We start from the raw sequence: 25,603 nt of genomic DNA on the forward strand, positions 1-25,603 counted from the left end.
CCCCTCCCCCGCACCTGCGACCGACCACCGGCGATGCTGGCCCCTTCTACGCCCCGCGCGGATCGCGGCAGAAGCGGATGCTCGTATCGCAGTCGAGTGTGCCGTGAGTAGCGGATGCCGGACCGCCGGATCACTGAGCTGGTTCGGGATGCAGTGATCGGCACGCGTGGAGTGCTCCCGCGGCCGGCTGTGATGGCGATCTTTCGGTATACCTTCGCAGCCGTTATATTGCCGTGTGTGGAGACTCCGTTGCGCGAACCCACGTTCCTGATTCTCACCGCCCTGGCCGGTGAGCCGATACATGGGTATGGCTTGATCGCTGAGGTGGCCCGGCTTTCCGACGGCCGTATCTCGCTGCGCCCCGGCACGCTGTACGGCGCACTCGACCGGCTGGTCGACGCTGGCCTGGTGGCCGTCGAACGGGAGGAGATCGTCGACGGCCGGTTGCGCCGCTACTACCGACTCGCCGAGCCGGGTGGTGAGGTACTGGCCGTCGAGACCGAACGCATGCGCCGCAACGTCGAGGCGGCGACCGCCCGGCTGCGCGCCACTATGCCGTCGCCTCGCCTAAGTGGTGGACTCGCATGATCCCGGTGGAGAGCTGGCATAACCGCACTGGAGAACAGGATGGAGGCAGCTCTGCCGTGACCGGGCTGGAACGCCGCTATGCGCGGTGGACGGTGCTGTTCTATCCGGTCGACTATCGGCGGGAGCGCGGTTCGGAGCTGGTGGACACTTACCTGTCCCTGGCGGCGTCCGGACGCAGGAGACCCTCAGTCAGCGACGTCGCGGACCTTGCGGTCGGTGGACTGCGGCAGCATCTGAGGATCGCGCAGGGACTCGGTCCCGGTTTCCGCCTCGCTGGCTTGCTCGCGTTGATGACGGCGACCGCGTTCGCGACCTGGTGGGCCGGTTTTGAAGTGTTTGCCCCCATACCGCCCTGGTCTTCGCGGGTCGGGCCGTTTCTCTCACTCGCTGTTGCGGCGTGGGGGGCCTGGTTGCTCGCCGCCGTGGTACATGTCGCGGCGAGCAGCCGATGGTTGCGCTGGGCGGTTGGCCTGGCCGTACTGGTGACTGTCGGCATCGTGCCGGCCGCGGCGCTGACCGGATTGCCCCGCCCGCCGCTGGCGGTGCTGCTGCCCCAGATCGTGCTCGGTGTCGTCGCGCTCGGTGCGGCGGGCCAGCGCCAATGGTGGGTCCGGCTCATGCCGATCGCCGCTGCGGCGGCGGTCCTGCCGATCACCATCGGTACCGCGCCCAGCCTGGATTTTATGACCGGCTACTTCGATCTCACCATGACGGCCTTGCCCGCCGCTGCGGTCGCGCTGCTGATCGGCACGCTGCTGATCGCGCTCGGCCTGGCCGCCCGGCGCGACTTTCGCGGTGCTTGGGCGCTGCTGATTCTGCTCGCCCCGATCGGGATGCTCGCGGTGAACCCGCTTGCCGCGGTGCTCGACTCCGGCTCCGGCCCTGGCCGGGCCGTGATTCCGGAGTGGTCATCCATGGTCGTCGCGTCGGTGCTGGCGGTCACGATTGGACCGATGCTGGTGTCGCTCGCCCTTGTGGCACGGGGGCGTTGGTCGCCGGGCCGCCGGTCGCGCGGCACGGGCCGGCACCATTGCCCTACCTGCGGCGCACCCTCGACGCCCGCGTAGTCCACAGCACGACCGAAGCGCAGCCTGCGAGCCGGACACCAGCCTTCCACCCCATCCCATAGAAGGTCTGGGCGCACGGTGGACCGCAGCACCTCATCGCCTTGATCAGGTGCATTGTTCTCGCCACGACCGCGCACCGCCCTACGTGGTCAGCGGCTTCGCTCCGTGACACGCGGTCGGCGGCAGATCAGTGCGGGCATCGAGCGTTGTAGCGAGAGAGCTGTACCAGTACGGGTTGCGGAAGTCCCCTGTCCCACCCTCACCGTCGTGGATCTGCACCCGGTAGTGTGCCGTGCCCTGTGCGCCGTCACCTGTGTCCTGTTCTGGGCATGCGATGTATGCCAGGGAGTCGAACCCCTACGCCTGCCCTCGGCGCGCCAGGAGTGAGCCGGAATACCCGCCGGCTCTCGGGTTCGTGCACGCCTCCACGTCGGCTACCTGCTCCGCAACCTGTTGTCAGTCCAGCAGGTCGACCTCCCAGTTCGTCCGCTGGATCAGGGTGTCGACCTCGCGAAGTTGCCGGGCGAGGTCGTCGGCCTGGCTGCGCAGTTGCGCCACCGGCAGGGCCGGGATCATCTTCAGCTCCGACCGCAACTGCCGAAACCCTCGCTGGCCCTCCCCGACAGCGGCATCGGCGGCAGAGGTGACCACGCTGTGCCGCAAGCGAAGCACGTTGCGCCGTGCCAGAGCGTCGGTGAGTGTGCCACCGTCAACCCCGGTGGCGGCGTTGGTGCGGTTGATTCGTCGGATCAGCGTCTCCAGTTCACCGAGCACCTCGCCGACCTCCCCCAGCAGAGCCGCAGCGTCCTCCGCAGGCGTCTCACCCTCCTGGAACCGCGCGCTGGCGACGATGCGGGCACGGAGTTGTTCGGCGCGACGCGCCGCATCCGCGCGCAACGCAAGAGCCTCAGCAAGCTTCATAGGCACCAGTATGACCAGCGAAGATCACCGCCGCCTCCCAATTACGTTGACCAGCATGAGAAGAAGGAACAGCAAGGACGGTACGCGGGTTGCGGCAAATGAGCGCGGCACCCTCCTTCGATAGTTGTCACTCGTAGCCGAGATTTTCTTCGGAGTGCAGGCGCCACCCGTCGTGCCGCTTGACCAGGACGAAGGCGGTGCGCTCGAAAACGTCGTAGTATCCGGAATCCGGATCGTGGCCATACGTGTACCAGAGCGCCTCGACCCGCGCTGTGTTCGGGGCCTCGCTGACGACAGTCACCGTGTCCAAAGTCGACTCTCCGCCGAATTCATCAGCTTTGCCGTTGCTGTGCGCTTCGGCGTACTTGGCGCAAAAATCAGCAGGGCTCTGGTAGAGCATCTGAACCTCCCCTTGGCCCTGCCTCTGGCTGGCAGTTGGCGGGCACCGTCGCGTCGGGCATGTACTCCACCGTAGGGCTGGCACAAGCGCGTAGGGCTGAAGGAGCACACGTCACGAACGGGCGAATGCAGGGCACATCACGTGCCCTGTTCTCGGCAAGGTCGCGCCTCAATCATCGCCTGCTACTCAACGTGACGCCCGATCGGCGGCAGATCCGTGCATGCGACCTTGGCTTCGGGCTGCGACGGCCGCTGGAGAATGCAAACGGTTTCTCGGACGAATTGGACGGCATCCGCGGGTTACGCGAAGACCGCGTCCTCAGGCGAACTCGCGCGCGGTGGATTCCAGCCTCTCGCGGTAGGCGGCCCACCACGCCTCGTCGCCCTCGACCACGTTGTCGCCGGGCCGCCGCCAGCCGACCTGGCCGTCGACCAGTTCGCGCACGATGTCGGCGTGCCCGGCGTGCCGGTTCAGCTCGGCGAGCACGTGCACGAGGATGAGGTGCAGCGTCACCGGCGTGTATTGCCACCACCGCACCGAGCCGGGCGCGTCGATCGGGAGCGTCTCGATCGTGGCGTCCGCGTGTGCCCAGACTCGGTGCCACAGGCCGATGATGTCGTCGCGGGACTCGTCGGCTGCGGCCCACATGTCCGTGTTCGGCTCGGCGTCTTCGTTCAGGCCCGCGACGGGTTCGGGAAAGGGGCGGTCGAACACCTCGCTGAAATACCCGGCGGTCAACGAGGCCACGTGCTTGACCAGCCCGAGCAGGTTCGTCCCGGTCGGCACGAGCGGGCGCCGCACGTCGTACTCCGACAGCCCGTCAAGCTTCCCGAGCAACGCCTCGCGCGCCTCCCGCAGGTACCGATAGAGATTCGCCTTGGCGTCGAGGTCTGTCATGCCGCCCAGGATCTCACCGCCGCGCCCGCCGCGATGCCCTGTACGCCCGCGTTCCGAACCGCGGCTCTGTGGCGGTCACGCGATTGCGGTTTCCGATTGCGCTATATCCGTGTGTCGACGTCCGTTGTAACGGTGGGTAGCGCGAGTCGCGGCAGATCCGGATATGTGATCAAGGCATGTTTGTCGGTCGTCGGCGGCAGACCGAAGGCGATGCGGGAGGGTCGTGCTCGTAGTGGCCTGGCGATCGGCGGACGACCTGGATCTCATGGCTCAGCCCTCCGGATCATCGAGTGCGGCTGAGGGCCGCGTCGAGGTCGTCGAGATAACGTGCGACGGGGCCGACGGTGAGCATGCCGCTGCCGGCCCCGGCCAGCTCGTTGGCAGCTGGCGTGAGTTCGGTCCGGGCGCGTTTCATCGCCGTCTGGTCGTCCAGGGCTATTGCAGCCTGGGCGGTGAGGCACCACAGGGCCTCGAACAGCAGGTCGCGCGGCGGATCCGGGGTCTGACGCAGCGCCGTGGCGGCATCGGCCAGGCGGTCCCGGGTCAGTAGGACGAACGGACGCACCCAGGGCGTGTAAGGGCCCCAGTCGGTGTCATCGTCGAAGCAGATCGGTTCGCCGTGCCACACGTGCAGGCACAGCAGGGCCAGCGGTAGGAGGCCCTGCTCGACGCCGGGCATGCCAGCGTTGGCGAGCTGTGCTGCCGCGTCGCGGTAGGCGGCTTCCGCGGCCTGTGGCGAGGGCCCGGTCGCGGCCAGTCGCAGTGCGCGGTACCACTGGGTGAACACGCCGACCAGCGGGCGGTCGTGCCGCTCGGCGAGCCGGTCTGCTGCGGCGGCGTGCTGGTCGCCGGTGGCGAAGTCCGCGAGCGCGCCGCGGGCCTGTAGTCGGACGAGATGACCGAGGATCTCGAACGTCACCAGGCCGTGCCGGGCGGAGAGCATGACCAACTCGGCACCGATCTCGTCGCGCTCGGGAGCCAGGCCCGCGCGGTGAAAGGTCTGCATGAACACGCCGTTCAGGGCGAAGGCCAGCAGGGCCGGGTCGCCCAGGCGGCGCGCGGTCCGCTCCGCCTGCTGGGCCGCCTCGGGCCCGCGCGCCGCGCGCGTACCACGTGACTCCACCGCGATCGTGGCCAGCAGTCGGGCTCGGGTGGCCTCGGACGGGCCGGGGCGAAGGGCGGCCAGGGCCCGCTCGGCCGCCGCGACGATCTGCGCCGCCTGCGCCGGATCATCCGAGCGCGTCCAGATCGCGGGTACGTCGTAGCCGCCGATTACCCGGGCGGTGAGCTCAGGATCGCCCAACTGCTCGGCCGCGGCGATGGCCGCGATCCGCTGCTCCCGCGCCGCCTCGAGTCCGCTCGCCCCCGTCACGGCGAGACTTCGCAGCAGGCCGACCGTCGACTCCAGTCGAGCCCCGGAACCGGACGCCACGGTACGGTCGTATGCCGCCGCGGTCTCCGCCCAGACCCGTTCCGGTCCCGGCGAACCGGGACCGTTGCTGACCCGATCGGCCTGGCGGAGGATGTCGGTCTCCAGGCGACGCAGTCGCGGGCTCGGATCGACGCCGAGCTGTTTCAGGAGCAGGTTGCGGGCTCGGCGCAGTACCGCAAGCGCATCACCTTGGCGTCCCGCGCGGTACAGGGCAAGCGCCAGCAGCCGCCACGCCTCCTCCCGCCACGGATGCTCGGCCACGTGGGCGTCGAGATCCGGTACGACGTCGGAGGCACGCCCGACAGTCAGTCGCGCCTCGGCCCGCTGCTCGATCGCGTTCAGCCGTAGCTGTTCGAGGCGGGAACGCTCGACACGCGCCCACGGCTCGTCGTCGAAGCCGGCGAACGCGGGCCCCCGCCACCAACTCAGGGCACGATCGATCCGTTCGAGTGTCTCGTGCGGGGGCGCGGTGGACGCGGCGGCGACGGCGTCCTCGAACCGCCAGGCGTCGACCGCGTCCGGCGCCGACCGAAGCGCGTAGCCCGGGCCCTCGGTGACCAGCAACCGAGCCGGCTCACGCGGTGGACGCTGCGGCTCCAGCGCGCGCCGCAACGCCGCTACGAACGTGCGGACGGCGCCCACCGCGCCCGGTGGGGGCTCCTGCCACAGGTCGTCGACGAGGCGGCTGACCGGTACGACCCGGCCGCGCGCGACGACGAGTCGCGCCAGCACCGCGCGGTGTTTCGGCCCTTTCAGGTCTATCGGCGCGCCGACGCCGTCCCAGGCGACAACCGGCCCGAGAACACCGAACCTGACCTGCACTGATCGAACCGCCCTTCCGCGCCTCGGCTCAAACGTATCGCGCTCATCGTTTGCTCATCCGCGACCGGCACGCTGGAATCGTCCACCCGACGAGAAAAGGACGATCATGACTTTTGCCATTCCCGGGTTCGACTACCAGCGCGTCACGGTCGACGATGACGTGACACTGAACGCGGCGGTGGGAGGTACGGGCAGCCCGATCGTGCTGTTGCACGGCTTTCCGCAGACCCACGTCATGTGGCGGCACGTCGCCGTCGACCTGGCCGCCGACCACACCGTGATCTGTCCGGACCTGCGCGGCTACGGTGCCAGCGACAAGCCCGACGCGCGCGACGGCGACACGTACTCCAAGCGGACCATGGCCGCCGACATCGTCACCCTCGCCAGCAAGCTCGGCCACGAGCGCTTCGCCCTGGCCGGACACGACCGCGGTGCCCTCGTCGCCATCCGCGCCGGCCTCGACCATCCCGCCACGATCACCCACCTCGCCACCCTCGACGTCCTGCCGACCCTGGACATGTGGGACATCCTGCACGGGTCCACCGCCGCGGTTGCCTTCCACCTGTACCTGATGGCCCAGCCACCCGGCCTGCCCGAGCAAATGATCAGCGCCAGCGCGGACGCCTTCTTCGGTTACTTCCTCGACGCATGGGCCCAGAACCCGCAGGCCATTCCAGCAGACCTGCGGGCGGAATACCTGAAAGCCTCGCGCGAGGCGGTCCCCTCCATCGTCGCCGACTACCGCGCCTCGGCCGGCATCGACATCGAACACGACCAGACCGACCGAGCCGCCGGGAACCAGCTGTCCATGCCGGTCACCGTCGTCCAGCAGGATTGGGGAGCCGCACTCGGCTTCGACGCCGCCGCGCTATGGCGCACCTGGGCCGCTGATCTGGAGCACCGCACCACATCGGCCGGGCACTTCATGGCCGAGGAAGCACCCGACGAGATCATCAAGGTGCTGCGCTCCCTGCTCGCGCGGTAGCGAATCGTCTGCCCGCCGACGGCGCGGTGACGCGCTCAATTCGGCAGATCCGGATACGCAGACGGGTCTGCTGCACCGGCAGGTGACAGGTGAAGTCACGCCGTGTCACCGATGCTTGACCGCGTCCGATCGGTCGAAGCCGCCCGGCTACATCCACTCAAGCCCGGACCCACCAACAAGCCACACCGATGCGACGACGTCGTCACAGCACGCCTGACAACTATCTCTACTAGTACTCCAGCCGCACCTGCCTGAACTGGAGTTTCGCCAGGTCATCGGCGTGATCGACGCGTGAGCGGCGCCGGCCGTGCAGCTGCGCGTGTCGATGCTATTCGTGCGGTGGATCAGGTGGTCGCACTGTCTGTCTGTTGTGGTCGGTCATGGAGCGGGCAGGCTGCCGTGCTTGTGTTGATCGATGAGATCGTGGGCTGGCGGGCGGGTCTGGATGATCTGTTGGCGCGGTTCGCGCACCGTTTCGGGCGGGCGGAGCCGCGCCGGCAGGCGCTGACCTACCTGGTCGGGCTGCTGTCGCCGTTGGCGACCAAGAACGGCTGGACCTTGGCTGAGGCCGCGGGAGACGCGACGCCGGACCGGATGCAGCGGCTGCTCAACAGGTCCGCGTGGGACCCGGACGCTGTTCGTGACGACCTGTTCGCCTACGTGTCCGAACATCTCGGCCACGACGACGGGGTGCTGATCGTCGACGAGACCGGGTTCCTGAAGAAGGGGATCAAGTCGGCCGGGGTGCAGCGCCAGTACTCGGGCACGGCCGGGCGGACGGAGAACTGCCAGCTCGGGGTGTTCCTGGCCTATGCCAGCCCGCAAGGGCGCACGCTGATCGACCGGGGGTTGTATCTGCCTCGTGGCTGGTGTGACGACCCCGCCCGCCGCGCCGAAGCCGGCATCGCCGCCAGCGTCGGGTTCGCCACGAAGCCCGCGCTGGGGCTGCGGATGCTCGAACGCGCCATCACCGCCGGCCTGCCAGCGAAATGGGTCACCGCTGACGAGGCCTACGGACAGGACTCCAAGTTCCGGACGTGGCTGCAGCAGCAGCGCATCGGTTACGTCCTGGCCGTGCCCCGCAACCAGCGGGTCCCGACCACGGTGGGCAGTTCCCGTCCTGACGTCCTCGCCGCGAACGCGCCGGTCCTGGCGTGGAAGCGCCGCAGCTGCGGCGACGGCGCCAAGGGACCGCGACTCTACGACTGGGCCGTGGCCTCCTTGCCCGGCACGGTTGACGGATACGGCCACTGGTTGCTGATCCGCCGCAGCATCACCGACCCCACGGACCTGGCCTACTACTTGTGCTTCGGCCCCGCAGGCACCCAGGACGAGACTCTGATCCGGGTCGCCGGGACCCGTTGGGCGATCGAGGAGTGCTTCCAGACCGCCAAGACCGAGGTCGGCCTGGATCACTACCAGGTGCGTCGGTACGACGCCTGGTACCGGCACATAACGCTCGTTCTGTGCGCACACGCCTACCTCGCCGTCACCGCCGCCCGGGCCAAAAAGGGGGCGCCGAATCCGATGACGGCCTCATTCCCCTTACCCTCGGCGAGGTCCGCCGTCTCCTGGCACACCTGATCACCACCAACCGACCCTTCGACCACATCGATCGATGGTCACGATGGCGACGCCGACACCAGTACCGTGCCAGGACAGCCCACTACCAGCGAAGACACCGACTCCACCAGCTGCGGCTGGAGTACTAGACAGTCTTGCCCACAAACGACAGGCACACTCATCCCGGACTGGCCTGTGCTGCGCCGCATCGGCGCAGGTGTGAACACTCCCCTCCCCCGCACCTGCGACCGACCACCGGCGATGCTGGCCCCTTCTACGCCCCGCGCGGATCGCGGCAAAAGAGTGAGTCCAGCAAACGCATGAACTCTAGGGCGTCAAGCCTCATCGGTGGGCCGATTCGGCCCGCCCGAACGCCCTACGCTCCGTCCCACCGCCTTGTCGGAGCGCAGAAAGGCCCTGGCCAAGTCACCGAGTGCTTTGATGATTGCAGGACGATCCTGCGGCTCAGTTCCTCGTAGCGCCCAAAGCGCTACGAGTCCAAGCACGCAGACAGGAATCGAAGAGACGATAGCGACCGAAAGACCGACAGCGAACAGGTTCATCGACAACCCCGCATCTCGCCGGTCGAGTAAGCGCAGGGCTCAGCTCGACCAGCGCTCACACTGGTGAAGCTGAGATGTCCCTGCCCCGACGGGTCTCAGATGCGGGCGAGTAGCCCGCGGTCTCCTAGGCTCGGGGGACTGATGTCCCGCTTGTCGGAGGTCTCTTCCGCCCGGATGTTGAAGTCCGAACCGATGGCGCCGGGGTGGTCCTCGCGGACCACGATCAGGAACGGGGCGTTCCTCCGTGCTGACGACACCATCGCGAGGGAATACTCCCCTCCTGCTGTCTAGATTCTGGCACGATGTGTTTCTTGATCGCCACACATCGTTCACCCTCTCGGCGACGCGCTCATCTCGTCGACACGACCGGACGCCGAACGGGCACGCGGGCAGCGGCAAATGAGGGTGCCCGGACCGAGACGCCGAAGCATGATGTGGGACGTGATGGAGTACCTGATTCGTACGCGCGACGACCATGACTGGCCGGCGATATCTAAGGACCGGATGGCGCAGGTGCTAACGCCTTCCGGCTGGGGCTGCTCCGTCGCGTCCGGCTGGGGAGACCACCGGCTGCGTTGCGGTGATACCGAGATCTCGTTCTCGGGTGAGCCCGTTGGCTGGCAGGCCTCGATCGAAGGCCCGATGACCACGGACATGGCCACGCGCCTTCTGGCCGCCGTTGCGACGCAGATCGAGCGAGAGGTCCACCAGCCGATCGAGTGGATCCGGATCAGCTGATTGCAAGGGACCAGGCGAACGGTCCGCAGCGTTTCCGGACGTCAGCCAACATCGAAGACCGACCACGGAGCGTAACGACCGCCGCTGAGGATGGCGCGCACGGACGGCGGCGTGTGAGTACGTCGGCACGATGTTGCACTGCGCGATACCGGCGCCAGGCAGAATGAGCGGGTGGCAAGCTCAGGAGTCGTTCACCTATCAGATCGATGAGGGATGGGGTGTCATCGATGGGTTGGAGGTCCCCGGCGGGTGTTGGGTTCATTTTTCGGCCATCGCCATGAACGGGTTCCGGCAACTGCTGCCGGACAGAGGGTTTCCTTCCGCGCCGAGGCGACGGCGCAGGACGGGTTCGCGTATCGGGCGGTGAAGGTGTGGACGACCGAGACCGAGCCAGTTGACCAAGGACGAGAGGATCCCGAGTCCCACTCGTACCACAGCACGCGGACACTGGCCTTTGACGAACGGCCGGAGCCCGGCGGGCGCTGACAGCGAGAAAGCCTGCCCGACCCAGCGGCCAGCAATCGAGCGTGACGTCGACCGGCTAGCGCACCCGGACGGCGGCAGATGAGTTCACCGAAGCTGGAGCAGCCCACGTTTGGCCATATGGGCTCGCAACGTTTCGGCATCCTCGGCGGACATCAGGCGGCGGGGGATCACGGTCACCGGCATCCGGCCGACGTACACGATCCAGAACTCAGGGGTGTCCCTTACCTGGTCGACCCCGTCCCAGGCGATGCCGCCGGACTCCGAGCCGCTGCGCATCATGATGTTCTCGTCGGTGATGTCATAGGCGCCCTCGACAGCGTAGCGACTGGAGCGCCGCCGGGCCCGCCACCGCACCCACGGCGAGTACAGCATCGACAGCAGCCCACCCACGACCATCGCCATCCACAGCGACGAGATCTGCTCGCCCCACGCGAACCCCCGCGAGACGGCGAACCCGAACGCCCCGACCGCCGCCAGCATCGCGCCGATATAACCGTACCTACGCAGCCGAACACTGCCGAGCGCAGCGGCCACACGGCCCGGGTAGCCAGGATCGGCGGGGACGTCAAAACGGATGTGCACGCCAGAACGATAGTGCCCCCACACGCCCCCGGGCAGCGCCTGGCTCCCGCCCCGCTGGCCGGATCGTCGAGGGAGGGCCACCCGTTGTCAACGGCATGAGCGGATATCGACTACCCCAGGCGTCGTAGCTCCTGACACTGTGGGCACATTGACGCCGTTCTATAGTCGACACGTAATGGCGACCACCGAGTAGGGCGGATGAGGACCCAAAGCTTAAGTCGCAGGTCAGGCAGGCTGGCCGGACTGCTCCCAAGCTTACTTTTGCAGCGAATCCTCCGGTCGTGCAACACACCTCGGCGTGTCGCTGAAATCCGGGAAAGTGATCTAGACACTACTCTCTGGTCCACCGCTGCTACTTGAACGGCGGGTTCTCGGGCGCAGCCTACCGGTAACGACGTGATCACGCACGGCCCTGCCGTGCGTGATCACGTCGTCCACCCGACCTACACGCGCTCGCCGATACCCAGTCGCGCCTGCGTCTCCTGCGCCCGCTCGGCCGCCGCGCTCGCACCGTAGTGACGGGGCATGTCCTCCGATGTCCAGCCCAGCAGGAACATCAGGTCTCCGGTGTCTCCACCGGCGCGCTTCCATTCGTGGGCGAAGCTGTGCCGCCATCGGTGCGCGTGCACGTCCGGCACCCCGGCCGCTTTGCCCAGCCGCTTGAGAAGGATCTTGATGCCATTCGGAGCCAAGGGGGCCGTGCCGCGCTCGGCCAACCACAGCTGAGGCAGTGCGGCGCCCTTATGCTTGTCCCGGGCCCGTAGATAGCGGCTGACGGCCCGAGCGGTCTTCGGCCCGAAACGTACCCGTCGATCCTTGGCACCCTTGCCATGGAAGCGCACCGACTCAGTGTTCAGGTCGACATCGGCCACGAGGAGGTTGCCCACCTCGGACAGCCGGGCACCGGTATTGCAATACAGCCGAATCAGCGCCTCGTCGCGCAGGTTGACGAAGCCCTTGCCCTTGCACGCGTCGAGAAGCTTGCCGGTGTCCTCGTCGCGCAGGACCGGGATCAGCTTCCGGGGCGTCTTCGGCTGCCGAACCCGCTCCATCGGCGAGCGGTCGATGGCCTGCTCGTCGACGAGCAGCCACTTGAAGAACTGCTGCAGCCCCTTGTGCTTGTTCAACGCGGTCGACGCAGACCGGGTGTCAATCATCCAGGCCTGAAACGCCTCCACGTGCGCCCGCGTCACCGCGCACGGGTCGTCAGCCGCATCATCGGCGTCCGGATCCGGGGACGACTCCCCCAGATACCGACCCAACTGCGCGGCAGCGAGGAGGTAGTTGTAACGGGTGGTCGCCGGGTAGTTCCCGGCCCGCAGCGACCGGTCCCAGTCCCGAAGGAACCCGGCCCAGGTCCGGGACAGCCCGGCGGAGAGCTTCTGAAGATCGAGGAGTGGCATGACAACCTGCCCGAGTCAAGGAGTCCAACAGCGGCGTGCTAGACCGGGCATCCATGCCAAGCAATGAAAAGAGGGTTTACGCAAGTCGCTGACCTGCGGAAACCCTCTCGCTGTCGGGACGGCCGGATTCGAACCGACGACCCCTTGACCCCCAGGACGATTTGGTAAGCGTTCCCGCACGTCACACACGCTATCCCCAAGATCAGGCCGTGTAGTCGACGGCATGCTGCCCAACATCGCGGACGACGTGTGGTCCCCACCTGGTCCCCGGACGCTGGAACGCCCCAACGCCCGCAGCACGCGGTTTAGGAAGTGTGGACACGGGCGGAGCTGGTCGGCAGTGAGCTGCCTTGACCTGCGCCACCACGCTGGCTATTACGTCCAGGAGCTGACCGCCGTTGACCGCTGTCGCCCATCCCAACGGGCACGCAACGGGCACGGCAACCGAAAAATTATGAGATCAAGATGGGCACCCCGCCGACCTGGGCACATGGTGGTCTAGCAGCGGAAATACCTTCCGACATCTCTCACCGCTCCCCTACCTTCGGTGGGCCTCTTGCGGACTAGATGCGGACCGTCCGCAGCTAGCAGGCAGACTTCTGGACGAAGGTCTCGCGTTCCCCGGTGTCCGGGTCGTCGGCCCAATACCACAGGCTCACTTTCCCCCGCCAGCTGCGCTGAGTGTTCAACTCAAGGCTTGCTTTGGCATCCTCCATCTTCAGGACAAGCTGGCCGTCCGCTGCCAAGTCGCCCGGGCGCAGCTGGCCGCTCCCGGAAACCGTGTCCGTAGATCCGTCCGCGTTGGGACCGAACATGGCCTCAGACACCGTGAAGGCGTGATCTGGCGCGATGTTGATGACCCCACCCTGCCGGGACTGGAAGACGCCGCACAGAGCGTCGATGCGAACCGGCCACAGTGCGCGCCAGGCAAGGGCACCTGGCAACAGCGCTATCAGGAGGCCGACAGCCACAAGCACGATCTTTCGCCTACTCATGCCCGTCTCCTGTCGATGTCCGCCGTCAGCTTGGCCGGCACCCTGTCCGCCTTCATCCCGGCAGCGTAGGCGGTGCTGCCGCCAACCGTTCCTCTGCCTCAAGCCCATCTCCGCCGTGAGTCCGCACATCGTGGAACGGGCCTGCTCCCCGCTGTCAACACGGTGGATCGTTGTGTTGACAGCGGGGAGCAGGTCTGTTCGGCTTCGCCCGGACTCACGGTGAAGGTGGGCGGCCCCATCTCTGTCGAAGATCCCCGCCGGAGGCATCAGTTCCTTGGGGCAGTCTGCAATCGGCCGGCGCGCCGGCCGATGCCGGCGCTTGCGCCGCCAGCAGGCCGAGCGCGGCCGGCGCGGCCCGCTTGCGGGCCGCCTTGATGAAGCAAGAGAACAATCCGGCAGGCAACAAGCCTGGATGCTTGGACTTGACCAACGGTCAAGGAGCGCTACCGGACGGCGCACTTGACCGACGTGGTCCCCAGGAAGCCAGAAGGGCCGACCCGATGCGTCGGATCAGCCCAATGACCTGCTGTTTTACCTTGTCGGGACGGCCGGATTCGAACCGACGACCCCTTGACCCCCAGTCAAGTGCGCTACCAAGCTGCGCCACGTCCCGATGCTTCCGCGCGGCTCTTTCCCTCCTGCGGCAGCCGGTACAGCTTAGCGCACGATCTTCGTTCCGACCGCATCGGCCCCGCCTGCAGCGGTGGCCGCACCACAACCGCTCAGGCGTCCTAGGAGGGTGGGTGAAAGTCGGAACGAAGGAGCCGGGTGGGGCAATTGCCCCACCCGGCTCCTTCGTCGTGTGCGGGCCGGTCAGCCGTGCGCCTTGCCCCGGCCGCCCGGGCCGAGCTTCTTGCGCGGGCGTACCGAGATCTCCACCGGGCTGCCCTCGAAGCCGAACTCCTCGCGGAGCTTGCGCTCGACGAAGCGCTGGTAGCCGGCGTCCAGGGGCGCGGTGGTGAACAACACGAACCGCGGCGGGGCGACACCCGCCTGGGTGGCGAAGAGGATCTTCGGCGCCCGCCCGCCGCGAACCGGGTGCGGGGTGGCCTGGACCAGCGCGGTCAGCCACTGGTTGAGCTGGGCGGTCGGCACCCGGGTCTCCCAGCTCGCCAGCGCCTTGCGCAGCGACGGGGCGAGCTTGTCGACCGCCCGGCCGGTCATCGCCGACAGGTTGATCCGCAACGCCCACGGGATCCGGCGAAGCTCCCGCTCGATCTCCTTGTCCAGGTAGTACCGGCGGTCGGCATCGACCAGGTCCCACTTGTTGAAGGCGATCACCAGCGCCCGGCCGGCCTCGGTGACCATGGACAGGATCCGCTGGTCCTGCTCGCTGATCGGCTCGCTGGAGTCGAGCAGCACCACCGCCACCTCGGCGGCCTCGATCGCCGAGGCCGTCCGCAGGCTGGCGTAGTACTCGGTGCCGCTGGCCTTGCCGACCCGCTTGCGCAGCCCGGCCGTGTCCACCAGCTGCCACGTCTCCCCGCCGATGGTGACCAGGCTGTCCACCGGGTCGACCGTGGTGCCGGCGACCGAGTCGACAACCGCCCGCTCCTCGCCGGAGAACCGGTTGAGCAGGCTGGACTTGCCGACGTTGGGGCGGCCGACCAGCGCCACCCGGCGCGGGCCGCGCGGGCGGTTCTCCACGATCGCCGGCGCCTCGGGCAGCGCCTCCAGGATCTTGTCGAGCAGGTCCCCGGAGCCCCGGCCGTGCAGCGCGGAGACCGGGTACGGCTCGCCCAGCCCGAGCGACCAGAGCGACGTCGCCTCCATCTCGACGGAGGTGTTGTCGGCCTTGTTGGCGACCAGGATCACCGGCTTCGCGCTGCGCCGCAGCATCTTCACCGCGGCCTCGTCCACGTCGGTGGAGCCGACCACCGCGTCGACCACGAACAGCACCACGTCGGCGGTGGCGACGGCGATCTCGGCCTGCGCGGCGATCGCCGCGGCCCGGTCCTTCGCGTCCGGTTCCCAGCCGCCGGTGTCCACCACGGTGAACGCCCGGCCGGACCACTGCGCGTCGTACGGGACCCGGTCCCGGGTCACCCCGGGAATGTCCTCCACGACCGCCTGGCGGCGGCCGATGATCCGGTTCACCAGGGTGGACTTGCCGACGTTGGGACGGCCGACCACGGCCACCACCGGCACCGGCCCGGTCGGCTCGTCGGCGTCGACGTCCGGCTCGCGCAGCTCCACCCAGCCCTCGTCCGTGGTCACGCCACTCCCCGCTCGGTCAGCAGCGCGCGCAGCCGGTCGACGACCTCGTCGATGCCCAGCTCGGTGGTGTCCAGCACCACCGCGTCGGCCGCCTGCTGCAACGGGTCGGCCTTGCGGGTCGAGTCGAGCTGGTCCCGGCGGGCCAGGTCGGCGGCGGTGGCGGCCACGTCGGCGGCGTCCTCGGCGCTGCGCCGCTGGGCGCGGGCCGTCTCGGAGGCGGTCAGGTAGACCTTCAGGTCCGCGTCGGGTGCGACGACCGAGCCGATGTCCCGGCCCTCGACCACGATCCGGCTGGTCCTGGCGATCAGCTCCCGCTGCCGGGCCACCAGCAGCGCCCGCACCGACGGCACGGCGGCCACGGCGGAAACCGCGCCGGTGACCTCGGGGCCGCGGATCTCCCGGTCGACGGTCACGCCGTCGGCGGTCACCCCGTACCCCTGGGGGTCGGTGCCGATGCGCAGGTCGACCTCGGCGGCGACCTTGCCCACCGCGGCGGCGTCGGTCAGGTCGACCCCGGAGCGCAGCACCGCCCAGGTGATCGCCCGGTACATCGCGCCGGTGTCCAGATAGCGGGCGTCGAGCCCGGCGGCGAGCCGCCGGGAGACGGTGGACTTACCCGAACCGGACGGCCCGTCCACAGCTACCACGCAGCGCCCGGCCCGTACGTTTTCCTCCACCGTGATCCTCCTCAGCCCGTGCCTCGCGGGGCCCGGCGGCCCGTCGCGAGCGGTTGTCGTCGTCGTCAATCATGCGCGCGGCCGGCACTGCGGTCGCGCGCGACGCCGCCGGTGGCGATCCACGCCACCGCGCGCCCCACCCGGGGCGTCACGGAAGCCTACCGGTTGTGGTACCCGGCACCGCGGGGTCAGTCACCCACGGCCTTGAACAGGGCGGCGACCTCCGCGTTGGTGAGCCGGCGGGTCCGCCCGGCACGCAGGTCGCCGAGGCGGATCGGCCCGATCGAGGTACGCACCAGCCGGGCCACCGGGTGCCCGACCTCGCCCAGCAGTCGCCGGACGATGTGCTTGCGCCCCTCGTGCAGGGTCAGCTCCACCTGGGCGGTCTTGCCCAGGGTGTCCACCACCTTGAAGGAGTCGACCGTGACCGGGCCGTCCTCCAGCTCGATCCCGGCCGCCAGCCGCCTGCCGAGGTTGCGCGGGATCGGCCCGGCCACCTCGCACAGGTACGTCTTCGACACCCCGTACGACGGGTGCATGAGCCGGTGGGCGAGGGTGCCGTCGTTGGTGAGCAGCAGCAGGCCCTCGCTGTCGGCGTCGAGCCGCCCGACGTGGTAGACCCGCTGCTCCACCCGGTTGCCGAGGAAGTCCGACAGCGCGGCGCGTCCCTTCTCGTCCGCCATGGTGGAAACCACCCCGCGCGGCTTGTTCATCGCCAGGTACACCAGGCGGTTGTCGGCCTGGAGGCGCTCGCCGTCGACGTGGATGACGTCGTGGGTGGGGTCGGCCCGGTCGCCGAGCTGGGCCACCCGGCCGTTCACCGTGACCCGGCGGCGGAAGATCAGGTCTTCGCAGGCACGCCGGGAGCCCACGCCGGCGGCGGCCAGCACCTTCTGGAGGCGTTCGGCCCCCTCGAAGACGGGCGCGTCGGTTTTGGGGGCACGGTCATCGCGTGGCATCGGCAAGCTCTTCTACGTCGTCGGGGAGGAACGGGGCGAGCGGCGGCAGTTCGTCGACGGAGTTCAGCCCCAGCTTCTCCAGGAACATCGTGGTGGTCCGGTAGAGGAACGCCCCGCTGTCCGGTTCGGTGCCGCACTCCTCGACCAGGCCGCGGGAGACCAGCGTACGGATCACCCCGTCGCAGTTGACACCCCGGATGGCCGAGATCCGCGAGCGGGTCACCGGCTGCTTGTACGCCACCACGGCCAGTGTCTCCAGCGCCGCCTGGGTCAGCCGGACCGACTGCCCGTCCAGCACGAACCGCTCGACGTACGTAGCGTATTCCGGCCGGGTGTACAGCCGCCAGCCGCCGGCCGCCCGGCGCAGCTCGAAGCCGTGCCCGGCGGCGGTGTAGCCGGCCGCGATGTCGTCGAGGACCGGGCCGATCCGCTCGGGGGACTGCTCCAGCACCTGGGCGAGGGTCAGCTCGCTGACCGGCTCGTCCACCACCAGCAGGATCGCCTCCAGCGCACCGCGCAGCTCCGCGTCGTCGAGCACCGGCGCCGGGGGTGGCTCGGGTGCCCTCCGCCGTCCTCGCCTGGCCCCACCGCCGCCCCCGTCCGCCGCCGGCTGCGGGGCGTCGGGTCGACCCGCGGAGATCCCGGACGCGTCCGACTCCCGGTGTTCCATCCCGGGCTCCGCCGCAGCGGGCTCGTCGGCCGGCTCCTCGGAGATCGTGGAAGGCTCCTCGGGGGGCCGTTCGCCACCGGGATCCGGCCGAGCCGGGGTCGGGGTCGCGAGCGGGTCGGGCGCGGGCTCCGGTGCGGCGGGGCGTTCCCAGGGTGGGACCCAGGCGGCGGCCTGATCGGCGAGGGAGTCGCGGCGTTCCTCGTCGCTCATCGGGGTCGTCCTTCCGTGCTTGCCGCCGCGCCTTCGTCGTCCGCCCCGACGGCAGCCGCGCGCTGGACGGCCGCCGTGTCGTCCGCCCTGCCCGCTCCGGCGGCTGCCGGTTCCGGGCCCTCCGGCTGGGGCGGTGCGCCGGAGTACTCGTCGATGTGCAGGTCGGCGGCGCCGTCGGCGGGACCGGTCCAGCGGACCGTCAGCTCCTCCAGGGCCTGCTCCTGCTCGAAGGAGACCAGGCCCTCCCGGTACAGCTCCAGCAGGGCCAGGAACCGGGCCACCACCTCCAGGGTGGCCTCGCAGTCGGCGCAGAGCAGGGAGAACGTCGCGGTGCCGGCGCGGCGCAGCCGCTCGGTGAGGATCGCGGCGTGCTCGCGGACGCTGACCCGGACCATGTGCACGTGCGCGATGGACACCTCGGGCACCGGCTTCGGGGTCATCGCCCGGACGGCGATCCGGAGCAGCCGCTCCGGGCCGATGCCGAGGACCAGGTCGGGCAGCGCCTCGGCGTACCGGGGCTCCAGGGTCACCGCCCGGGGGTACCGCCGGCCGCCGACTGCCTCCAGCGCGGCGATGTGCGCCGCCGCCTCCTTGTACGCCTTGTACTGCAACAGCCGGGCGAAGAGCAGGTCCCGCGCCTCCAGCAGGGCGAGGTCCGCCTCGTCCTCCACCTCGGCGGCGGGCAGCAGCCGGGCCGCCTTCAGGTCGAGCAGGGTGGCGGCGATCAGCAGGAACTCGCTGGCCTCGTCCAGGTCCCACTGGTCGCCCATCGCCCGGATGTAGGCGATGAACTCGTCGGTGACCCGGTGCAGGGCCACCTCGGTGACGTCGAGCTTGTGCTTGCCGATCAGTTGCAGCAGCAGGTCGAACGGGCCGGTGAAGTTGTCCAGCCGGACGGTGAACCCGGTCGCCGCGTCAACGTCGACGGCCGCCCCGGCCTCGGCGGGCGGGAGCGTGGCGGGCGGGTCGAGGGGCGGGGCGGTCACCGGACGACCGTAGTCCGCGCTCCCCGGGCCCGGACGGGAAGGTACGCCCCGGATCGGGGGCGCACACCGGGACGACGGCGCACGGGGGCTACCGCTCCGTCTGCTGGGCGATCACCTCGCGGGCGAGCTGGCGGTAGTTGCGGGCGCCGGACGAGGCCGGGTCGAGGGTGGTGATGGGGGCGCCGGCCACCGTGGACTCCGGGAACTTGACGGTCTTGGTGATCACCGTCTGGTAGACCTTGTCGCCGAACGCCTCGACCACCCGCTGGAGCACCTGCCGGCAGTGGGTGGTGCGACTGTCGTACATGGTGGCGAGGATGCCTTCCAACTCCAGGTCGAAGTTGAGCCGCTCGCGCACCTTGTCGATCGTGTCGAGCAGCAGGGCCACCCCGCGGAGGCTGAAGAACTCGCATTCGAGGGGGATGAGCACGCCGTGCGCGACGGTCAGCGCGTTGATCGCCAGCAGGCCCAGCGAGGGCTGGCAGTCGATCAGGACGTAGTCGTACTCCTTGCGGATCGACCTGAGCACCCGGGCCAGGGCCATCTCCCGGGCGACCTCGTTGACGAGCTGTATCTCGGCCGCGGAGAGGTCGATGTTGGCCGGCAGCAGGTGCAGCCCCGCCACGTCCGTCTTGATCAGGACGTCCTCGGCGGTGACGTCGTCCTGCATCAGCAGGTTGTAGACCGACAGGTCGAGGTTGTGCGGGTTGACCCCCAGCCCCACCGAGAGGGCACCCTGCGGGTCGAAGTCGACCAGCAGCACCTTGCGGCCGTACTCGGCCAGTGCGGCGCCCAGGTTGATGGTCGTGGTGGTCTTGCCGACGCCGCCCTTCTGGTTGGCCATCGCGATGATCCGGGCGGGCCCGTGCCGGTCGGTGGGCATCGGCTCGGGGATCGGCTTGCGCATCGTGTAGGCCGCCGGGTCCGCCGGGCCAAGGTCCGCACCGAGCGTGGCCTGCTGCTCGCGGAGCTCCGACGTCCAGGTCTCGGCACGGTCACCGTTGCCAGCCATGTCCTCGTTGCCCCCTCCCGACGACCACCCGGCGTCGGAGCCGTCCGACGTCCCTCGCGGCGCCGCTGCGCACCCCCGTCATCCGCCCCGCAAGGTCCGCGCCATGCCGACTGTACGCCACCGGCAAGCAGGGCGTTCGGCACCGGTACGGCGTGTCGGCCGGTGCGCCGTACCGGCCCGGCCCGTCGGCCCAGGCGGGGGGCGGTACGCCTCGACCCAGTCAGCCGCAGGCGCGGGGATGGGCGGTGGCGTACACCTCACGCAGCCGCTCCACGGTGACCAACGTGTACACCTGGGTGGTGGTCACCGAGGCGTGGCCGAGCAACTCCTGCACCACCCGCACGTCGGCGCCGCCGTCGAGCAGGTGGGTGGCGTACGAGTGGCGCAGGGTGTGCGGGGAGACCGCACCGGGGCCGGTCACCGGCAGGCCGGCCCGCTCGGCGGCCCGGCGCAGGATGGTCCACGCGCCCTGCCGGGTCAGCGCCGCCCCGCGCGCGTTGACGAAGACCGCCGGGGTGCCCCGGCCGGCGGCGAGCAGCGCGGGCCGGGCCCGCACCAGCCAGGCGCGCAGCGCCTCGACGGCGTACCCGCCGATGGGCACGAGGCGGGTCCGGCCGCCCTTGCCGCGCAGCAGCACCGTCCCCTCGGTGGCGTCCAGGTCGTCGACGACGGCGCCGACGGCCTCGGAGATGCGCGCCCCGGTGCCGTACAGGAACTCCAGCAGCGCCCGGTCGCGCAGCGCGAGCGGCGCGCCCTCGCCGGTGGCGGCCACCGACCCGGCGATCTCCAGCAGCCGGACCACCTGGTCGACGGCGAGCGCGCGGGGCAGCCGGCGCGGCGGGGTCGGCGGCCGGACGTCGCGGCTCGGGTCGACGCCGGCCAGCCCCTCGCGCAGCGCGAAGCGGTGCAGGCCGCGCACGGCGCTGGCCGCCCGGGCGGCCGAGGAGACGGCCAGCGGCGGGTGGCCGTCGCCGCCGGCGCGCAGCCGGGCCAGGTGGGCCTCGACCTGGCCGGTGTCGACGGCGGCCAGGTCGACGACGCCGGCCGCGGCGAGCGTCGCGAGGTAGCGCTCCAGGTCCCGGCGGTACGACGAGAGCGTGTTCGCCGACAGTCCGCGCTCGACGGTGAGGTGGTCGAGGTAGCCCCGCACGGCGCGACGCAGGGCCGGCGCGGGCTCCTCGCCCGCCCCGGCCCCGTCGGGCGTCGCGCCCCGCGCGTCGTCGGTCAGGCCAACACCTCGTCCAGCGGCAGGGCCGGCAGGCCGTGCGCCTCGGCGACCGGGCCGTAGACGACCCGTCCGTCGTGGGTGTTCAGGCCCAGCGCCAGGGCCGGGTCGCGGCGCAACGCGTCGCGCCAGCCCCGGTTGGCCAGTTCCAGGGCGTACGGCAGGGTGACGTTGGTCAGCGCGTAGGTGCTGGTGTGCGGGACCGCGCCGGGCATGTTCGCCACGCAGTAGAAGATCGACTCGTGCACCTGGTACGTCGGCTCGGCGTGCGTGGTGGGGTGGGAGTCCTCGAAGCAGCCACCCTGGTCGATGGAGATGTCGACCAGCACGCTGCCCGGCTTCATCCGGGAGACCAGCTCGTTGGAGATCAGCGTCGGGGCCTTCGCGCCCGGCACCAGCACCGCGCCGATGACCAGGTCCGCGTCGAGCACGGCCCGCTCGATCTCGTACGCGTTGGAGGCGACCGTCTGCAGGTGGCCCCGGTAGATGGCGTCGGCCTGGCGCAGCCGGGCGACGTTCTTGTCCAGCAGCAGCACCTCGGCCTGCAGGCCGAGCGCGATCGCGGCGGCGTTCATCCCGGACACGCCGGCGCCGATGACCACGGTCTTCGCCGCGTACACGCCGGAGACGCCGCCCATCAGGATGCCGCGCCCGCCCCCCTGCCGCTGGAGGTGGTACGCGCCGACCTGCGGGGCGAGCCGGCCGGCCACCTCGGACATCGGGGCGAGCAGCGGCAGCGACCGGTCGGGCAGCTCGACGGTCTCGTACGCGATGCCGGTGACCTTCCGGTCGACCAGCGCGTCGGTGCACACCTTGGACGCGGCCAGGTGCAGGTAGGTGAAGAGCACCTGCCCCTCGCGCATCCGGTGGTACTCCTCGGCGATCGGCTCCTTGACCTTGAGCACCAGCTCGGCGGTCTCCCACACCTCGTCGGCGGTGGCCAGGATCTTCGCCCCGGCCGCGGCGAACTCGTCGTCGGTGATGCTGGACCCGACGCCGGCGCCGGACTCGACGAAGACCTGGTGGCCGCCGCGGGTGAACTCGTTGACGCCCGCCGGCGTGATCGCCACCCGGTACTCGTGGTTCTTGACCTCGCGGGGGATTCCGACCTTCACGATGCAGACACCTCTCTCGGGGCGTCCCACCCCGACCGCACGGTGCGCTGCGGCCCCGTTGCCGCCGCGGTCCACCGGTCCCGTCGGCGGCAGTCTAGGCGCGCCGTCCGCCGCGCAGCGCCGACACTGTGACATCCGGTCCACGGCGGTGCTGACGATGTGTCAGGCATCGGCCGGGCCGGCGGTGGAGATCGGATCAGCCGTCAGGACAGTGTTGGCGACCCATCGTCCCACCTCCGGTGCGGCGCGGCGGACAAGACGCGAGCGGATCACTAGGGTGTCGCCCCATGACCACACCTCCTTACCAGCAGTACCCGCAGGGCGTCTCCGACAAGAGCAAGGTCGTGGCGGGCGTCCTCGGCATCGTGCTCGGCGGCTTCGGCGTCGGGCGGTTCTACATGGGCGACACCAAGACCGGCGTGCTGCAGCTCGTGGTGACACTCGTGACCTGCGGCTTCGGCAGCCTCTGGGGCGTCATCGACGGCATCCTGATCCTGATCAACGGTGGTGTCGACGGGCAGGGCCGCCCCCTGCGCGACTGACGTCCGGCAGTGACGGAGGGGGGCCGTGCGGTTCGCGCCGCACGGCCCCCCTCGTCGTCGTACCCGCCGGCCGGTCCCGGTCACCGGCCCGGCCGCTCAGCGCGGCAGCGGCGCGTCCGGGCGGCGCGGCACCGACCAGCCGGTGTCCCGGGCGCGGGCGGCGGCGAGCAGCCCGGCCACGGCGGAGGCGTTGGTGATCTCGCCGGCCAGCACCATCCGCACCGCCTCGTCCAGGTCGATCCGGACCACCTGGAGGTCGGCCTCCTCCTCGCTGCGCTGGTGGCGGCGCTCGGCGGGCACGTCGGCCAGGTCCCGGGCCAGGAAGACCCGGACCACCTCGTCGGTGAAGCCGGGCGAGCTGTGCAGGTCGACCAGCACGTCGACGGTGCCGGCGGTGAGGTCGGCCTCCTCGGCCAGCTCGCGGGCCGCCGCGGCGGCCAGGTCCTCCCCGGAGACGTCCATCAGGCCAGCCGGCAGCTCCCACAGGTGCCGGCCGACGGGGTGCCGGTACTGCCGGATCAGCACCACCTGGCCGGCGTCGTCCACCGCCACGACGGCCACCGCGCCGACGTGCCTGACGTAGTCGCGGGCGGAGGTGCCGCCGCCGGGCATGGTGACCTCGTCGGTGACCACGGAGAAGATCCGCCCGGCCCAGACCTGGTGCCGCCCGGTCACCTCGTAGCGGTGCTCCACGGCGCTCACGACGCCGACGCCGGCTTCTTCTCGACGGCCGCGCCGCCGTTGCGGTCGGCCCGGCGGGCCGCCTTCCCCGCCGCCGGGGCGGCGTCCAGGTCGACCGGGAGTTGGTCGGCCTCGGAGTACGCCACGGCGGCCTTCACGAACGCCGCGAACAGCGGGTGCGGTCGCGTCGGCCGGCTCTTCAGCTCGGGGTGCGCCTGGGTGGCCACGAAGAACGGGTGCAGGGCGCGGTCCAGCTCCACGAACTCGACCAGCCGGCCGTCCGGGGAGGTTCCGGAGACGGCCAGCCCGGCCTTGGTGAGCTGGTCGCGGTAGGCGTTGTTCACCTCGTACCGGTGCCGGTGCCGCTCGCTGACCTCGGTGCTGCCGTACGCCTCGGCGACCAGCGACCCCTCGGCGAGCCGCGCCGGGTACGCCCCGAGCCGCATGGTGCCGCCCAGGTCGCCCCGGCCGGCGACGATGTCCTCCTGGTCGGCCATGGTGGCGATGACCGGGTGCGCGGCCTCCTCGTCGAACTCCAGCGAGTTCGCCCCGTCCAGGCCGGCGAGGTGGCGGGCCACCTCGATGGTCATGCACTGCAGGCCGAGGCAGAGGCCGAGCAGGGGCACGCCGTTCTCCCGGGCGTACCGTGCGGTGCCGATCTTGCCCTCGATGCCGCGCACGCCGAAGCCGCCGGGGATGACGATGCCGTCCACGCCGGCCAGGGCCGCCGCCGCGCCGGCCGGGGTGACGCAGTCGTCGCTGGGCACCCAGCGCAACTGCACCCGGGCCCGGTGGCCGAACCCGGCCGCCCGGATCGCCTCGCTGACCGACAGGTACGCGTCGGGCAGGTCGACGTACTTGCCGACCACCGCCACCGTCACCGTGTGGTGCGGCTGGTGCACCCGGTCCAGCAGGTCGTCCCAGCTCGCCCAGTCCACGTCGCGGAAGGACAGGCCGAGCCGGCGCACCACGTACGCGTCCAGGCCCTCCCGGTGCAGCACCTTGGGGATGTCGTAGATGCTCGGCGCGTCCGGGGCGGCGGTGACGGCCTCCCGGTCGACGTCGCAGTACAGCGACAGCTTCTGCTTCACCTTGTCCGGGATCTCCCGGTCGCAGCGCAGCACCAGCGCGTCCGGCTGGATGCCGATGCTGCGCAGCTGGGCCACCGAGTGCTGGGTGGGCTTGGTCTTCAGCTCCCCCGACGGGGCCAGGTACGGCACGAGGGAGACGTGCAGGTAGAAGCAGTTGTCCCGGCCCAGGTCGTGGCGGACCTGCCGGATCGCCTCGAGGAACGGCAGCGACTCGATGTCGCCCACGGTTCCGCCGACCTCGGTGATCACCACGTCCGGCACCTGGCCGTCGCCGTCCGGGTCGGCCATGCCGAGGATCCGCGCCTTGATCTCGTTGGTGATGTGCGGAATGACCTGGACGGTGTCGCCCAGGTACTCGCCGCGGCGCTCCTTGGCGATCACCTCGGAGTAGATCTGGCCGGTGGTGACGTTCGCCTTGCCGGACAGGTTCCGGTCCAGGAAACGCTCGTAGTGCCCGACGTCCAGGTCGGTCTCGGCGCCGTCCTCGGTGACGAACACCTCGCCGTGCTGGAAGGGGTTCATCGTCCCCGGGTCGACGTTGAGGTAGGGGTCGAGCTTCTGCATCACCACGCGCAGCCCGCGCGCGCTCAGCAGACTGCCGAGGCTGGAGGCGGTGAGGCCCTTACCCAGCGAGGAGGCGACTCCCCCGGTGACGAAAATGTGCCTGGTCGTCCGTGCTGAAGGGGCCAAGGCCTGCTCCCGTGTCGTCCGTCGCGGTCGTGCAGACCGCCGTGCCGATCAGCAAAGTGATCACGCGATCCACGGGATTCCACGGT

The 25,603-nt window shown here is 70.1% G+C and carries 22 protein-coding genes, 1 tRNA gene and 1 pseudogene; 6 read left to right on the forward strand and 18 right to left on the reverse strand.

All coding sequences use genetic code 11. The annotated features are described in order from the left end of the window. The first annotated feature begins 237 nt into the window (after positions 1–237). Together OOK41_RS22675 and OOK41_RS22680 are read left to right on the forward strand one after the other, a co-directional pair. Entirely contained in the window at positions 238–588 is a 351-nt protein-coding gene (locus OOK41_RS22675; RefSeq protein WP_266266632.1) for a PadR family transcriptional regulator, read from the forward strand. 56 nt (positions 589–644) lie between these two features. Next, on the forward strand, positions 645–1,655 hold the full coding sequence (locus tag OOK41_RS22680; RefSeq protein ID WP_266266633.1) for a hypothetical protein: 1,011 nt from the start codon (positions 645–647) through the stop codon (positions 1,653–1,655). A 456-nt stretch (positions 1,656–2,111) separates the two neighbouring features. Here the strand turns inward: OOK41_RS22680 and OOK41_RS22685 are convergent, their stop codons facing one another. From OOK41_RS22685 to OOK41_RS22700, 4 genes are all read right to left on the reverse strand, one after another. Further along, the gene (locus tag OOK41_RS22685) at positions 2,112–2,576 is read right to left on the reverse strand and encodes a DIP1984 family protein (RefSeq protein WP_266266634.1); all 465 of its coding nucleotides are present in this window, start codon (positions 2,574–2,576) and stop codon (positions 2,112–2,114) included. Between the two features lie 127 nt (positions 2,577–2,703). Continuing rightward, a complete protein-coding gene (locus OOK41_RS22690; RefSeq protein ID WP_266266635.1) occupies positions 2,704–2,976 on the reverse strand; it encodes a hypothetical protein in 273 nt (90 codons plus the stop codon). Positions 2,977–3,294: 318 nt separating this feature from the next. Then, complete coding sequence (locus OOK41_RS22695) at positions 3,295–3,873, reverse strand: DinB family protein (protein ID WP_266266636.1); 579 nt, start codon at positions 3,871–3,873, stop codon at positions 3,295–3,297. 283 nt (positions 3,874–4,156) lie between these two features. Beyond that, positions 4,157–6,127 (reverse strand): BTAD domain-containing putative transcriptional regulator, encoded by a 1,971-nt coding sequence (locus OOK41_RS22700; RefSeq protein WP_266266637.1) that lies wholly within the window; start codon positions 6,125–6,127, stop codon positions 4,157–4,159. A gap of 106 nt (positions 6,128–6,233) precedes the next feature. Between OOK41_RS22700 and OOK41_RS22705 the strand changes: the two genes are divergently transcribed. From OOK41_RS22705 to OOK41_RS22715, 3 genes and pseudogenes are all read left to right on the forward strand, one after another. Then, positions 6,234–7,112 carry an alpha/beta fold hydrolase gene (locus OOK41_RS22705; RefSeq protein WP_117673505.1) on the forward strand — a complete coding sequence of 293 codons (879 nt, stop codon included), beginning with the start codon at positions 6,234–6,236 and terminating at the stop codon, positions 7,110–7,112. 405 nt (positions 7,113–7,517) lie between these two features. Next, positions 7,518–8,824, forward strand: a pseudogene (locus OOK41_RS22710) (IS701 family transposase). 855 nt (positions 8,825–9,679) lie between these two features. Continuing rightward, positions 9,680–9,976: a hypothetical protein gene (locus OOK41_RS22715; protein ID WP_266266638.1), complete on the forward strand. Its 297-nt coding sequence runs from the start codon at positions 9,680–9,682 to the stop codon at positions 9,974–9,976. A gap of 570 nt (positions 9,977–10,546) precedes the next feature. Here the strand turns inward: OOK41_RS22715 and OOK41_RS22720 are convergent. From OOK41_RS22720 to ald, 12 genes are all read right to left on the reverse strand, one after another. Beyond that, the gene (locus OOK41_RS22720; protein ID WP_266266639.1) at positions 10,547–11,044 is read right to left on the reverse strand and encodes a YcxB family protein; all 498 of its coding nucleotides are present in this window, start codon (positions 11,042–11,044) and stop codon (positions 10,547–10,549) included. Between the two features lie 443 nt (positions 11,045–11,487). Further along, complete coding sequence (locus OOK41_RS22725) at positions 11,488–12,447, reverse strand: tyrosine-type recombinase/integrase (protein WP_266266640.1); 960 nt, start codon at positions 12,445–12,447, stop codon at positions 11,488–11,490. A 584-nt stretch (positions 12,448–13,031) separates the two neighbouring features. After that, positions 13,032–13,442, reverse strand: a complete 411-nt coding sequence (locus OOK41_RS22730; RefSeq protein ID WP_266266641.1) for a hypothetical protein — start codon at positions 13,440–13,442, stop codon at positions 13,032–13,034. 539 nt (positions 13,443–13,981) lie between these two features. Continuing rightward, a tRNA-Pro gene (locus OOK41_RS22735) sits at positions 13,982–14,055 on the reverse strand. Positions 14,056–14,255: 200 nt separating this feature from the next. Continuing rightward, the gene (der, locus tag OOK41_RS22740; RefSeq protein WP_117673024.1) at positions 14,256–15,659 is read right to left on the reverse strand and encodes a ribosome biogenesis GTPase Der; all 1,404 of its coding nucleotides are present in this window, start codon (positions 15,657–15,659) and stop codon (positions 14,256–14,258) included. After that, complete coding sequence (cmk, locus tag OOK41_RS22745; protein WP_117673022.1) at positions 15,656–16,336, reverse strand: (d)CMP kinase; 681 nt, start codon at positions 16,334–16,336, stop codon at positions 15,656–15,658. Before cmk ends, der begins: the two co-directional genes overlap by 4 nt. A 188-nt stretch (positions 16,337–16,524) precedes the next feature. Then, positions 16,525–17,295, reverse strand: coding sequence for a pseudouridine synthase (locus OOK41_RS22750; protein ID WP_117673020.1), 771 nt, complete (start codon positions 17,293–17,295; stop codon positions 16,525–16,527). Further along, positions 17,282–18,175, reverse strand: a complete 894-nt coding sequence (gene scpB, locus OOK41_RS22755) for an SMC-Scp complex subunit ScpB (protein ID WP_266266642.1) — start codon at positions 18,173–18,175, stop codon at positions 17,282–17,284. Before scpB ends, OOK41_RS22750 begins: the two co-directional genes overlap by 14 nt. Then, positions 18,172–19,161, reverse strand: coding sequence for a ScpA family protein (locus OOK41_RS22760; protein WP_266266643.1), 990 nt, complete (start codon positions 19,159–19,161; stop codon positions 18,172–18,174). The genes scpB and OOK41_RS22760 overlap by 4 nt, the downstream gene beginning before the upstream one ends. Before the next feature lie 88 nt (positions 19,162–19,249). After that, positions 19,250–20,173, reverse strand: coding sequence for a ParA family protein (locus OOK41_RS22765; RefSeq protein WP_117673016.1), 924 nt, complete (start codon positions 20,171–20,173; stop codon positions 19,250–19,252). A gap of 220 nt (positions 20,174–20,393) precedes the next feature. Then, on the reverse strand, positions 20,394–21,401 hold the full coding sequence (locus OOK41_RS22770) for a site-specific tyrosine recombinase XerD (protein ID WP_266267939.1): 1,008 nt from the start codon (positions 21,399–21,401) through the stop codon (positions 20,394–20,396). Beyond that, entirely contained in the window at positions 21,398–22,513 is a 1,116-nt protein-coding gene (ald, locus tag OOK41_RS22775) for an alanine dehydrogenase (protein WP_117673036.1), read from the reverse strand. Before ald ends, OOK41_RS22770 begins: the two co-directional genes overlap by 4 nt. Positions 22,514–22,737: 224 nt before the next feature. On the opposite strand from ald, the gene OOK41_RS22780 reads away from it, so the two are divergent. Beyond that, entirely contained in the window at positions 22,738–23,055 is a 318-nt protein-coding gene (locus OOK41_RS22780; RefSeq protein ID WP_266267940.1) for a TM2 domain-containing protein, read from the forward strand. 96 nt (positions 23,056–23,151) lie between these two features. Here OOK41_RS22780 and OOK41_RS22785 read toward each other — a convergent pair whose 3' ends face one another. Beyond that, entirely contained in the window at positions 23,152–23,757 is a 606-nt protein-coding gene (locus OOK41_RS22785; protein WP_266266644.1) for an NUDIX domain-containing protein, read from the reverse strand. Continuing rightward, positions 23,754–25,517 (reverse strand): CTP synthase, encoded by a 1,764-nt coding sequence (locus OOK41_RS22790; RefSeq protein ID WP_266266645.1) that lies wholly within the window; start codon positions 25,515–25,517, stop codon positions 23,754–23,756. Before OOK41_RS22790 ends, OOK41_RS22785 begins: the two co-directional genes overlap by 4 nt. Between the last annotated feature and the right edge of the window lie 86 nt (positions 25,518–25,603).

Origin of the sequence: Micromonospora sp. NBC_01655 (assembly GCF_026339755.1) — a bacterium.
GTDB lineage: Bacteria > Actinomycetota > Actinomycetes > Mycobacteriales > Micromonosporaceae > Micromonospora.